Raw genomic sequence first — 12,142 nt, forward strand, 5'->3', positions numbered from 1 at the left:
AACTGCCCCAATGCGCATCAGGCAAATTCTGCCCGATCTCGGGAACGTAGCTAAGAGGAGCTGTGCACCATTTGCGCCATTGCCAGTAGACCGAGGCGGGCAGGTCCGAGCCAAACCCGATTGCTTTGCCAGGCAGATAGCCAAGCGCCCGCACCATCAGCGGTGCATGGCCATACCAGAACAGCCCCGCCAGCCCCCGATAGGGCCATGGGTGATCTTTCAAAGTCACCAGCCCCGAACACACACAGATCATACGGTCGATCTGGTTGATATCCGGCTGCACCGGCCCCAGCATCGCACCGACCGAATGGCCAATGGTCCAGTGCTGCGCCTTAGGAAATCGCCTGCGCAATTCGGCCCGTGCCGCTGGCATGTCGATCAATGCCCAATCCGCCATTGTTGCAGTTGCGTCTTTCAGGCGACCGACCAAAGAAAGCCCGTAGTCCCGATAGTCATAGGTCAGGCAAGCTATCCCCCGCTCGGTAGCCAGCCATCGCGCGAAGTGTTGATAATAGTCACGCGGCACGCCTGTGGCACTGTTCAGCACGACAACGGTTTCCGGCTCACCCACTGGCCGATGCAACCGCGCCGACAAGGTCACGGACCCTGACGGAAAGCGGAAATCTTCGATCAACACCGTCTGTTCCGTATCCAACATGATTCCCGGCTTTCGCTGAAACAATCGGTTTGCCTGCCTTCGATGCTGATGACACTAGGCCGGAACGTAAACCGCATCCAGCATGACCAAACGTCCGGCCTAAAGATCGGCTTGACTCGGAACGCGATCAGACGCTAGCGGTTGTGTGATGGTTTCCGGCCCCCACAAGAGGTCGGGATGAAAAGGGAACACGGTGCGGTTTGTCTGGTCACGCAGGCATCAACCAAGTCCGCGACTGCCCCCGCAACTGTAAGCGTTAAGCAATGCCGAAATACCACTGGCCTATGGGCTGGGAAGGTCGGCAGAGCAATGACCCGCAAGTCAGGAGACCTGCCATCGGAACTGAAACCGAAACTCGGGCGGGGTGTCCGGGCAGGTCCTGACGGCGAAATGCTGTCCCACCTGCCCCAATATTCCAGCCCACCACGCGCGGAGGGCGCAGGATGATCTGGAAGACAAAGTCACACGAATACAGCGCAACAGTGTGCCAGCGGACGGGCAAAACCTGCCCGGCTTTGGCGCGACTGGCCCGCTCGATTTCCGAAGCCATGGCGCAGGCGGTTTCGGCCACCAGCGAGGATTTCGAATTTGAAGGCAGCAGCGCGCTATCACATTGCGCGGAAGGGTGCATGGCAACGATCCGAGCGCGATCCGACAGCGTTCGCGTTTTCTGCGGGGCGCACCCTGATACGGCAATTCGGGACCTTGATGCCTATGCCGATTTGATCTTCGGACCTACATTCAGCACGCTGCCCTCGGGCATTGTCGCGAACCCGCCTTGCGCCATGATCGAGGTTTCAACGATCCGGCCTCGGAAAACCGGCTACGCACCCCAGCAGCTGTCAGCTTGATCCCACTTCCACCTGTGCCGGGGTGATCCGGGACGCCCAGGCCAGCTGCGCATCGGTTTCGACAGCGCAGGGGCGCACGGCCCGCAGGCGGTCCAGTGCGTCGCTGGCGCGTTCACCGCATTCAACCATCAGTCGCAGAACAATCATCCCGGATCTGCCGCACCCCCCACGGCAATGCACAAGAACCCGGCCACCGCCCGACAGCGCATGTCGGGCCGTGGCGCTGACCTCTGGCCAGGCCTTCTGAACCGCCTGCGTCGGTGCTCCAAAATCTTCGATCGGCAGGTGAACCCACCGGCTGGCACGGCTTTGGATGTCGCTGCCAAAGTGCTGCGCGCCATCCTGAAGCATTTCAACATCCGTCGTCATTGAAATCACAAGGCCCGGTTTCCACGCCGCAATCATATCCAGATCGCCGACGTAATCCCCGCCACGCCCGGGCATTGAAGTAAGGGCAAGCGTTCCGCCTCCGACCTGCAGAGCAAAAATGACCAGCTGCGACATGAAGTGCGTCCTCCCCCAAGGTACTCTTTAAGAAATGAGCCATTAAATCCGCTGGACCAGTTTAGTTGGAAACCAGCCCGTTTCTGAAACAAAAAATCATCACGCCCCACAGTGGACGCGGACTGCCGCCGCCACTACGCTGTGCCGAAGCACCGAATCCGAGCGAGTAGACATGACAGACACGCCCAGCCCCGCCTATCAGGTTCTCGCCCGCAAATACCGCCCGGAAACCTTTGCCGACCTGGTGGGTCAGGATGCCATGGTGCGCACCCTGAAAAACGCTTTTGAAGCCGACCGGATTGCGCAGGCCTTTGTCATGACCGGCATTCGCGGAACGGGTAAAACCACCACGGCACGGATCATCGCCAAGGGCATGAACTGTATCGGACCGGATGGAACCGGAGGGCCGACAACAGAGCCTTGCGGTCAGTGCGAGCATTGCATCGCGATCATGGAAGGCCGCCATGTCGATGTGATGGAAATGGATGCCGCCAGCCGTACCGGCGTCAACGATATCCGCGAGATCATCGACAGTGTCCGCTATCGCGCAGCCAGCGCGCGCTACAAGATCTACATCGTCGACGAGGTTCACATGCTCTCGACCAGCGCATTCAACGCGCTGCTCAAGACGCTCGAGGAACCGCCCGCACATGTGAAATTCATCTTCGCGACCACCGAGATTCGCAAAGTGCCGGTCACGGTTCTGTCGCGGTGTCAGCGCTTTGACCTGCGCCGGATCGAGCCCGAAGACATGATCGGCCTGCTGCGCAAGATCGCCGGGGCCGAGAGCGCGCAGATCGCCGACGATGCGCTGGCGCTGATCACCCGCGCTGCAGAAGGGTCGGCCCGGGATGCGACCTCACTGCTGGATCAGGCGATTTCACACGGGGCTGGCGAGACGACCGCCGATCAGGTCCGTGCGATGCTGGGTCTGGCGGATCGTGGTCGTGTTCTGGACCTGATGGACATGATCCTGCGCGGTGACGCGGCAGGGGCGCTCACTGAACTGAGCGGACAATATGCGGAAGGCGCGGACCCTCTGGCCGTGCTGCGCGATCTGGCCGAAATCACGCATTGGGTGTCCGTCGTAAAGATCACACCTGACGCGGCACAGGACCCGACGGTTTCCCCCGACGAACGCACACGGGGCCAGCACATGGCCGAGGCCTTGCCGATGCGGGTTCTGACCCGGATGTGGCAAATGCTGCTGCAGGCGCTGGAGGAAGTCTCTGCCGCGCCCAACGCGATGATGGCCGCCGAAATGGCTGTTATCCGACTGACGCATGTCGCCGATTTGCCCAGCCCCGAAGAGCTGATCAAACGGCTGCAAGACGCCCCACCTTCGCCACCCGGCGGGCCGGGCGGGGGCATGTCAATGTCCCGGCAGGCCCCGGTGGCAACGCAATCCAACGCGACCCCGCCGCCTGCCTATGCATCGCCCCCGCGCGGCGCGGGTGGCGCACCGGTTGCCGCGCTGGCGCAGGATGCCCAGACGGCCCTGGCCCGCTATCCAACCTTCGGGCATGTGGTGGAACTGATCCGCACAAACCGCGATGTGAAACTGCTTGTCGAGGTGGAAAGCGGCATGCGCCTTGTGTCGTACCAGCCCGGCCGGATCGAATTCACCCCGACGCCTCAGGCACCGTCGGATCTGGCGTCGCGATTGGGCTCTGCCCTGCAACGCTGGACTGGCAATCGGTGGGCCGTCTCCATTGTCTCGGACGGGGATGCCGCGACCATCGCGGAAGTGCGGGACCGGGCCGAACTGGCCCTGAAAGCCGAGGCCGAAGAACACCCGCTGGTTCAGGCCGTGCTGACGCAGTTCCCCAAGGCGAGGATCATAAGGATCGAAACACCTGAACAGCGTGCCGCCAAGGTTGAGACTGAGGCCCTTCCCGAAGTCGAAGATGAATGGGACCCCTTCGAAGAGGATTAGCCCTAAGCTTGTGGGTCCAAGTTTCAAGAAACCGGCATACTCACGCCCCTCCACGATACAACTGAGGGTGGGAATGCAGGCGCATGACTGATCGGTCGGCGACGCTCTGATCAGGACAGGCGGGAGACCTCTTGTGCCGCCTGCCTGCGGTCCGTATTTAGAACCAAACAGAAACACAGGAGACGACTGATGCTGAAAGGACTCGGCGGGCTTGGCGGACTGGGCGACATGGCCAAGATGATGAAATCCGCACAAGACCTGCAAACCAAGATGACCGAAATGCAGGAAGAGCTGAACAACATAATGGTTGTCGGCGAATCCGGTGCGGGGCTGGTCAAGGCAACGGCCACAGCCAAGGGTGAACTCAAGGGGCTGGACATCGATCCGTCGATATTCAACGGCGACGACAAGGAAGTGGTCGAAGACCTGATCCTGGCCGCCATCAAGGACGCTCAGGCTAAAGCTGCCGAACGTTCACAGGAAGAAATGGGCAAGCTGACCGAAAGCATGGGCCTGCCGAAGGACATCAAGCTACCGTTCTGAGCTTCATCTTTTCCCAAATACTCCCGCCGGAGGCTCCCTCCGGTGCAAAGCAGGGCAGGCCATGGGCACGAACAGCGAAATCGACAATCTGATCGACCTGATGGCCAAACTGCCGGGGCTCGGCCCGCGCTCGGCCCGCCGTGCGGTGCTGCATCTGATCCGCAAACGCGCTCTGCTTCTGACGCCCCTGTCAGACGCCATGCAGCAAGTGGCCATCACCGCCCGCGAATGCCTGAATTGCGGCAACGTGGGCACCACGGATATCTGTGACATCTGCAATAGCGAGGCCCGAGCGACCGGCGAACTCTGCGTGGTCGAGGACGTCGCCGACCTCTGGGCGATGGAGCGGTCAGGGGTCTTCAAAGGCCGCTATCACGTGCTGGGTGGCACGCTGTCCGCACTGGACGGCATCGGCCCCGACGAACTGCGCATTCCCCGCCTCAGGGATCGGGTTCTGGCCGAAGGGATCACCGAAGTGATCCTTGCCCTGAACGCCACTGTCGACGGTCAGACCACCGCCCATTACATCGCGGACCAGCTGGAAGGTCAGGTGCGCCTGACCTCACTGGCGCAAGGCGTGCCCATCGGCGGAGAGTTGGATTATCTGGATGATGGGACGATTACGGCGGCGCTCAGGGCGCGTAAGGAAATTTAGGTCAGCATTTATAAATCAACGTCCCTAAAAAAGAGTCAGCAAGAACGGCGTCTCCAACGGTATTCAATTCAGGTACATATATTGCACAAATATCCAGATCTTATTGTACTGCGACATGGCGAAACGGAATGGAACACATTCGGGAAGTTCCAAGGGCGCATGAATTCCCCGTTGACGGAAATTGGCAAGTCTCAGGCCCGGAAGCAAAATGAGATACTCAGGCGAATACCGAATGCACCTTCGCGCGTTTTCGTCAGCCCGCAAGAGAGAGCAGTGCATACCGCCCGCTTAGCAACGACGCCTCATCATGAGTTGATATATGATGAACGGCTTATGGAAATCGCGTTTGGGCAATGGGAAGGCGCAACGCGTGATTTCATCCGAGAGCAAATCGATTGTTCCTATGAAAGCTATCATTGGTTCTTCCGCAGCCCGGGTGGGGAAAGCTTCGATGATATCTACGATAGAGTACACTCATTTCTGAAGGAACAAGATGAGCCTTCGATCATAGTAACCCACGGCGTCACGTCTTTGGTGCTAAGAGGGCTTTGGTTGGGTCTCGATCTGGACAATTTGCTACAGCTACCGCGAACTCAGGGTTGCGTGTTTCATCTTTCAAACGGAGTTGAAACCATAGTGACCTGAGCAAATGGTTTGGGTTCGGAACTCATGTTGCACTCATCATCGTTGCCAGAACAGTCACGGTGATAAAAAAGCGACTTTGGATGACCATCGAACTACTCTAAGGATGGGTAAATTCAGCGATTTATTTGGAGCCGCCCATGACCCGCCTTCTCGCCTTTACCTTCGCCGCCTTCACCGCAACCGCTGCCCTGTCGCAGGAACTGGTCGACAAGGGCTTTGTCGAAGGCTGGAACATCATGATGGACCCCGCGCTTGGGAACGGGTGTCTGATCCAGACGGTCTATCAGGACCTCTCGGTCGTGCGGCTGGGCTATGACGCATTGGATAATCGCGGGTACTTCGCCGTTTACAACAAGGCCTGGGGCAATATTGAACAGGGTAAAAGCTATCCCATCCGGTTCGAACTGGACGGCAAGAGCTTTGATGCAACCGCTATCGGGTTCAATGAACGCAAAGTGCCCGGTGCGACGGTTTTTTTCACCGACCGGAATTTCGTCACCGCGATTGCCCAGAACAAGACGATGACGGTTTACAATCCCGCAGGTGAGGTGGTGATGGCGATTGATCTGAAAGGCACCGCCAAGGCGCTGGACTATGCGCGGGACTGCCAGAACAAAAAACTTTAACGAATCGGATCGAACAGCGCGTCCTTGGCGGTGCAGTCGCGGATCACATCGCGGCCGCATGGCACCGGATCAAGATCGCGCGACAGGCACAGGCGGACCTCTTCGATATAGCCCTTTTTGCAGGTGACCGTGATCATATCGCGCTCAAGCCCCGGATTGGCCTTCAAAAACGCATCCTCAACCACCGAAGCCGGCAGTTTGACGGATGCGTCCAGCTTGCGGAAGAGCTGCGGGCGTTCGACCGCATCATAGGCACGCCGGGACAGGGCGAAATAGTCGGGCGCAGATAGCCCCGAACAGGTGCCGTGTTTCTTCCACTGATGCCATGCAAGGCCAGCACTACCCTGAATATCTTCCATTTCCCGCGTCATGCGGCGCGATGGCGGCGCCTCGGGTGAGCGGCAGAAGGATGGCCAGCCCTGATGAAATTGCGGCCAGAGCCCGTGCAGGATCCATCCGTGGTCGTGCCGGTCGTCACATTGGTCTGACCCGCGCGCGTCCCCTTCCCGGGCGCACCAATTGGGCGACCAGCTAAGCGACAAGACGTAATAGTCGAACTCACCCGCTTTTTCACCATCGGCCAGCGCTACCATCGCGCTGAAAACCCACAATACGACCCAGCGCATTCGCCTCTTCCCTTCTTGCTGCGTGGCGACTATATACGGGCCAAGTTCCCCGACAACGGAAACCTGCCCCAAAACCAAGGGGCCGCCGAATTCCGGCGACGGGAAAGATGTATGTATAGGAGACGGGCTGATGGCAAAACCGCTTATGGCCAAGGCAACCGCCGTATGGCTGGTGGACAACACCACGATCAGCTTCAAGCAGATCGCGGATTTCGTAGGGATGCACGAACTGGAAGTGCAGGGCATCGCCGATGGTGATGTGGCCGCAGGCGTAAAGGGCTTTGACCCAATCGCAAACAACCAGCTGACCCAGGATGAGATCGACGCCGCGCAGAACAACCACCTGCACAAGCTGAAGCTCAAGTTCAACCCGGCGGCATCCGGCGAAGAAAAGCGCCGTGGCCCGCGTTATACCCCGCTGTCCAAGCGTCAGGACCGTCCGAACTCGATCCTGTGGCTGGTCAAGTTCCACCCCGAACTCAGCGACGGCCAGATCGCCAAGCTGGTTGGCACCACCAAGCCGACCATCCAGTCGATCCGCGAGCGCACGCACTGGAACATCTCGAACATGCAGCCGATCGACCCGGTTGCGTTGGGCCTGTGCAAACAGTCCGAACTGGATGCGATCGTGCAGAAGGCCGCAGCCAAGAAAGCGGCCGAAGGCGGCGTGATGAGCGATGACGAGCGCCGCAAGCTGGTTTCGACCGAGCAGTCGCTGGAAATGGACGCCGCGCCGAAAATCCCGACTGCGATTGAAGGTCTGGAAACCTTCTCGCTGTCCGATGACCGGTCGGATGAAAAAGACGACGAGCCTATCATCGACGCCGACAGTTTCTTCAACCTGCCCAAAGGCGGGGCGGATGATGAAGACGAGGATGATCCTCGTTTGTAACAGACAATCAGCCCCGGTCGGAACGGCTGGGGCTTTTTTGACGGACTTGTCATGCTGAGCATTCTTTCCGCGATTTTCGGTCCGCACCGCGCCGTAACGATCTATGCCTTTCTCAGGACATGGGGGCTGGGTCTGGCGGGTGGTGTTGTCATGATCGCCATCGTCACCACCTTGTTTCTGCTGGGGGACGAAGGCGAACATGAGCACGAGGCTTTCCTGATCGTACCGGTTCTGTCCGCAACGCCGGTGAACGGGGACCTGAAGAACGGCGTCGTAGCCTCGGTTCGCCTGCCCGATGGATCGGCCACGTCGATCACGTCGACCGAATCGCAGATTTCAAAAACCGTAGGAACGACGGCCTGCGTGGAAAAACGCATCTACGTGAAAAGCGGTGAAGCCCGGTATCGGTTCAAACTGCCCCGTCTCTGCGAGTCCGGTTGATCAAGAATTCAGACCAAACAAAGCCGCCGATGCTGACGCCGGGCGGCTTTTTCGTTCATACCACCTGAAAGATGATGCCTGCGATTATTGCGCCCCCCACGCCAAGGCTCAGGTAGGCGGCAAACACGCGTGGTTTGACCAATGACCAGACTGCGGCCATCGCCGGAATGGAACTGACGGCACCCGCAACCATGAACGACATCGCAGCCCCCGCGGTCATGCCCTGATCGATCAGACCTGCCAGCAGCGGCGGCGCGACATAGGAATTCAGATAGGCTGGCATCCCCACCAGTGCGGCAACGATGATCGGCAGCACGCCTTCTCCGCCAACGACGCCAGCGATGAGGTCCGCAGGCACATAGTTGACCAAAAGCGCCTCGAGCACATAGGCCAGTGCCAGCCACTTGAGCAGGAACAGCCCGTTGTGTACGAATTCCGAACGGAACCGAACCCGGCGTTCAGGCTCTTGCCAGAACTTCCAGACCGGCTTGTCATCCGCCTTCGGACCACATCCGCAGCACCCTGCAGGTTTGTATTCGCGCAAGGGCTGTGCAAACGCGCCCTGCCGCATCAGCCACCGAACCGCGAACCCGCCGAAGAGGCCAAGCGCAACGGCGGCAACCGCCTTGCCGATCGCAAAGGGCCACCCCAGTGCAGCAGCCGTAATCAAAAGCGTCGGTGGGTCGATCAATGGCGAGCTGAGCCAGAACGCCATCACGGCCGACAGGGGCGCTCCGAGTGCAAGCAAGCCCGCAATAAAGGGAATGACTTCGCAAGAACAAAACGGTGCGAGGCCGCCGAACAGGGCGGCCAGAAAGATCATCCGGGTCTCGCGCCCTTCAAAAGCGCGCGCCACCATCACCTCGGCCCCGGTTGCCTTGAGGTATGACAACAGAAGCACGGCAAACAGGATGTATTGTCCTGTATGCGCCAAGGCCCTGACTGCAAAACTCACAACCTCAGTCAGGTTGCCGGGGTCGAGAACGGCCACCGCCACAAGAATGACGACAATCAATGCCCAGGGCGTCTTGATCATCTCCATCGCGCCTTTGGCGGTCAGTCGGGGGGATTGCGTCAATTCAGCCATCGTTGGCCGCCTTTCCAACCGCGTCAGCGCAGCATTCACTGAGAATGAACTGCGCCAGCGTCTTCAATTCGTCATAACAGGCCCGGTTGATGGTGGTGCGACCGATCTTTTCCTGCTCAACCACACCTCCGGCTGCAAGAAACCGCAGGTGGTGCGCCAAAGTCGACGGGGCAATCCCTGTCCGGTTCTGGATTTCGCCAACAGTCAGACCGGCCTCACCAGCCCGCACCAGTGTCTTGAGAACTTTCAGCCGGGCTTCCGAGCCCATGGCGGAAAATCCGGCAGCAGCGGTTTCCCACATGAGTCGCCTCCATTAAACTAGATTTCTAGTTTTTTAGTTTTATAAAAGATCCTGGTCAACCCACCTTGGGAAAATTTTCCATGGCACTGTAAGTCCAGATTGCCCCCGCCTTAAGTCCAACCTATAAGCAGGCATGGGGATATCGGTCGAAACATTCTTTCTTGAGCTCAACGGTCAGGGCACGTTGCAGGCCCAGATCCAGCAGATGATTGCCGAGGGCATTCTGTCCGGTCGCTTTCATGTCGGGGAAAAACTGCCATCCTCGCGAAAGCTGGCCGCACATCTGGGTGTCAGCCGCATCACTGTGACGCTGGCTTATACCGAGTTGCTGGCCAATGATTATCTGACGGCAAAGGGTCGCTCAGGATATTACGTCTCGCAAAACGCGCCGGTTCCGCCCAAATACTCGCCTGTGCAGCGCGGCACGGAATCTGTCGACTGGGACAAGGCACTGGCACGCCGCTTTCTGGACAGCGACGTCCTGCCGAAACCCAGCAACTGGCGCGAATACCGCTATCCGTTCATCTACGGTCAGGCCGACCGGACCCTGTTTGATCACGCCAACTGGAGATTGTGTGCGGTTCGCGCATTGGGGCATAAGGACTTCGATTCGCTGACAGGGGATTACGTGGATCAGGATGATCCGTTGTTGATCGAGTTCATCGCGCGCCACACCCTGCCGCGCCGTGGTATCGTTGCCCGCCCCGAAGAGATCTTGATCACCTTGGGCGCGCAGAACGCGCTTTGGCTGGCCTCTCGCATTTTGCTGACCCACAATCGCACGGCCGTAATCGAAGATCCCTGCTACTACGCGCTGCGAAGCCTTTTGAACCACTGGGACTGCGCTGTGACGCCCCTGAGCGTCGATCGCGACGGCTTGCCACCGGAGGCGATCCCCGACGAAGCGGATGTCATCTTTACCACCCCCAGCCATCAAAGCCCGACAACCGCGACGATGCCGGTCGACCGCCGCAACAAGCTACTGGATCGGGCACGCGATCTGGATGCAATGGTTGTCGAGGACGACTACGAATTCGAGATGGCCTTTCGCAGCGCGCCTTCGCCTGCACTCAAGTCGATGGATCGGGATGGGCGCGTGATTTACGTGGGCAGTTTTTCCAAATCGCTGTTCCCGGGATTGCGGCTTGGATATATGGTCGGGTCCGAACCTTTCATCCGCGAAGCACGTGCGCTTCGCTCGTTGGTCCTGCGCCACCCTCCGGGTCATATTCAGCGCACGGCAGCGTATTTTCTGTCATTGGGCCATTACGACGCGCAGATCCGACGTATGTCGAAAGCCCTGCAAGAGCGGCGCGATGCGATGGACAAAGCCATCGAGGAAAGCGGGCTGACAGTGGCCGGGCGGGGTGTTATGGGCGGCTCATCAATGTGGATGTCGGCCCCTGAGCACGTCAACACAACGCAGCTTGCGCTCCGACTACAGAACCAGGGCGTTCATATCGAGCCGGGTGCTCCGTTTTTCTCGGGGCCCGACAGGCCGCAGAACTTCTACCGCCTCGGGTACTCTTCTATTTCGACCAACCGCATAGGCCCCGGCGTCGAACTTATCGCGGAAGCCATCCGGTCAGCCTGAGATCGCACTGGACATATTCCGCAGACGCGTCTGGCCCTAACGCAGGTCGCACCCTTACGCCAAAACCATATCAACCCCCGGGCCCCGGTGCCCGGTTTCCTCACTCTTGCTTGGAGAGCACCGCGATGAAGATGACGACGGAAGAGGCCTTTGTTAAGGTTTTGCAGATGCATGGTATTGAGCATGCGTTTGGGATCATTGGCTCGGCGATGATGCCGATTTCGGACCTGTTTCCGAAGGCTGGGATCATGTTCTGGGACTGTGCGCATGAGGGCAGCGCGGGGATGATGGCGGATGGCTACACCCGTGCCACCGGCAAGATGTCGATGATGATTGCGCAGAACGGCCCGGGCATCACCAACTTTGTGACCGCCGTCAAGACTGCCTACTGGAACCACACGCCGCTTCTGCTGGTGACCCCGCAGGCGGCCAACAAGACCATCGGTCAGGGGGGCTTCCAGGAAGTCGAGCAGATGAAGCTGTTCGAGGATATGGTTGCCTATCAGGAAGAGGTCCGCGACCCGACCCGCGTCTGCGAGGTTCTGAACCGTGTGATCATGCAGGCCAAGCGCGCCAGCGCCCCGGCGCAGCTGAACATCCCGCGCGACATGTGGACCCAGGTTGTCGATATCGACCTGCCCGCCATTGTCGAGTTCGAGCGCCCCTCGGGCGGCGAAACCGCCGTGGCCCAGGCGGCCGAGCTGCTGTCGAACGCCAGGAACCCTGTCATTCTGAACGGCGCCGGTGTGGTTCTGGCCGAAGGCGGCATCGAGGCGTCGAAAG

Annotated in this window: 15 protein-coding genes and 1 riboswitch; of the genes, 10 read left to right on the plus strand and 5 right to left on the minus strand. The window is 59.4% G+C overall.

What is annotated here, in order from left to right; all coding sequences use genetic code 11:
- Positions 1–658, minus strand: a 658-nt coding sequence (locus AC2FNC_RS17975) for an alpha/beta hydrolase family protein (RefSeq protein ID WP_496716146.1), incomplete at its 3' end; no start/stop codon positions are given.
- A gap of 133 nt (positions 659–791) precedes the next feature.
- A riboswitch (cobalamin riboswitch) is annotated at positions 792–1,010 on the plus strand.
- 91 nt (positions 1,011–1,101) lie between these two features.
- Between AC2FNC_RS17975 and AC2FNC_RS17980 the strand changes: the two genes are divergently transcribed.
- The gene (locus AC2FNC_RS17980; protein ID WP_480520948.1) at positions 1,102–1,509 is read left to right on the plus strand and encodes a hypothetical protein; all 408 of its coding nucleotides are present in this window, start codon (positions 1,102–1,104) and stop codon (positions 1,507–1,509) included.
- Here AC2FNC_RS17980 and AC2FNC_RS17985 read toward each other — a convergent pair.
- Complete coding sequence (locus AC2FNC_RS17985; protein ID WP_480488864.1) at positions 1,501–2,013, minus strand: protein-tyrosine phosphatase family protein; 513 nt, start codon at positions 2,011–2,013, stop codon at positions 1,501–1,503. The genes AC2FNC_RS17980 and AC2FNC_RS17985 overlap by 9 nt on opposite strands.
- A 172-nt stretch (positions 2,014–2,185) precedes the next feature.
- Between AC2FNC_RS17985 and AC2FNC_RS17990 the strand changes: the two genes are divergently transcribed.
- From AC2FNC_RS17990 to AC2FNC_RS18010, 5 genes are all read left to right on the plus strand, one after another.
- Positions 2,186–3,949, plus strand: a complete 1,764-nt coding sequence (locus AC2FNC_RS17990; RefSeq protein WP_480555819.1) for a DNA polymerase III subunit gamma/tau — start codon at positions 2,186–2,188, stop codon at positions 3,947–3,949.
- Between the two features lie 189 nt (positions 3,950–4,138).
- Positions 4,139–4,492 (plus strand): YbaB/EbfC family nucleoid-associated protein, encoded by a 354-nt coding sequence (locus AC2FNC_RS17995; RefSeq protein ID WP_496716148.1) that lies wholly within the window; start codon positions 4,139–4,141, stop codon positions 4,490–4,492.
- A gap of 61 nt (positions 4,493–4,553) precedes the next feature.
- On the plus strand, positions 4,554–5,147 hold the full coding sequence (gene recR / locus AC2FNC_RS18000) for a recombination mediator RecR (RefSeq protein ID WP_480555818.1): 594 nt from the start codon (positions 4,554–4,556) through the stop codon (positions 5,145–5,147).
- An 81-nt stretch (positions 5,148–5,228) separates the two neighbouring features.
- Entirely contained in the window at positions 5,229–5,792 is a 564-nt protein-coding gene (locus AC2FNC_RS18005; RefSeq protein ID WP_480555817.1) for a histidine phosphatase family protein, read from the plus strand.
- Between the two features lie 137 nt (positions 5,793–5,929).
- Complete coding sequence (locus tag AC2FNC_RS18010) at positions 5,930–6,418, plus strand: hypothetical protein (protein ID WP_480555816.1); 489 nt, start codon at positions 5,930–5,932, stop codon at positions 6,416–6,418.
- On the opposite strand, the gene AC2FNC_RS18015 is transcribed toward AC2FNC_RS18010, so the two are convergent.
- Positions 6,415–7,044 (minus strand): ribonuclease T2 family protein, encoded by a 630-nt coding sequence (locus AC2FNC_RS18015; protein ID WP_480555815.1) that lies wholly within the window; start codon positions 7,042–7,044, stop codon positions 6,415–6,417. The two genes, AC2FNC_RS18010 and AC2FNC_RS18015, sit on opposite strands and share 4 nt — an antisense overlap.
- A 130-nt stretch (positions 7,045–7,174) precedes the next feature.
- Here AC2FNC_RS18015 and AC2FNC_RS18020 point away from each other — a divergent pair, with 130 nt between their 5' ends.
- Together AC2FNC_RS18020 and AC2FNC_RS18025 are read left to right on the plus strand one after the other, a co-directional pair.
- A complete protein-coding gene (locus AC2FNC_RS18020; protein WP_480520957.1) occupies positions 7,175–7,936 on the plus strand; it encodes a DUF1013 domain-containing protein in 762 nt (253 codons plus the stop codon).
- Between the two features lie 51 nt (positions 7,937–7,987).
- Positions 7,988–8,377: a hypothetical protein gene (locus AC2FNC_RS18025; protein WP_480474103.1), complete on the plus strand. Its 390-nt coding sequence runs from the start codon at positions 7,988–7,990 to the stop codon at positions 8,375–8,377.
- Positions 8,378–8,432: 55 nt separating this feature from the next.
- Here the strand turns inward: AC2FNC_RS18025 and AC2FNC_RS18030 are convergent, their stop codons facing one another.
- Positions 8,433–9,464 (minus strand): permease, encoded by a 1,032-nt coding sequence (locus AC2FNC_RS18030; protein ID WP_496716150.1) that lies wholly within the window; start codon positions 9,462–9,464, stop codon positions 8,433–8,435.
- Complete coding sequence (locus AC2FNC_RS18035; protein ID WP_209507696.1) at positions 9,457–9,765, minus strand: ArsR/SmtB family transcription factor; 309 nt, start codon at positions 9,763–9,765, stop codon at positions 9,457–9,459. Before AC2FNC_RS18035 ends, AC2FNC_RS18030 begins: the two co-directional genes overlap by 8 nt.
- A gap of 133 nt (positions 9,766–9,898) precedes the next feature.
- Between AC2FNC_RS18035 and pdxR the strand changes: the two genes are divergently transcribed.
- Both pdxR and AC2FNC_RS18045 read left to right on the plus strand, forming a co-directional pair.
- Positions 9,899–11,359 (plus strand): MocR-like pyridoxine biosynthesis transcription factor PdxR, encoded by a 1,461-nt coding sequence (gene pdxR, locus AC2FNC_RS18040; protein WP_496716152.1) that lies wholly within the window; start codon positions 9,899–9,901, stop codon positions 11,357–11,359.
- Between the two features lie 125 nt (positions 11,360–11,484).
- Positions 11,485–12,142, plus strand: a 658-nt coding sequence (locus AC2FNC_RS18045) for a thiamine pyrophosphate-binding protein (protein WP_496716153.1), incomplete at its 3' end; no start/stop codon positions are given.

It is taken from the genome of Ruegeria sp. BHSA123 (assembly GCF_059613425.1).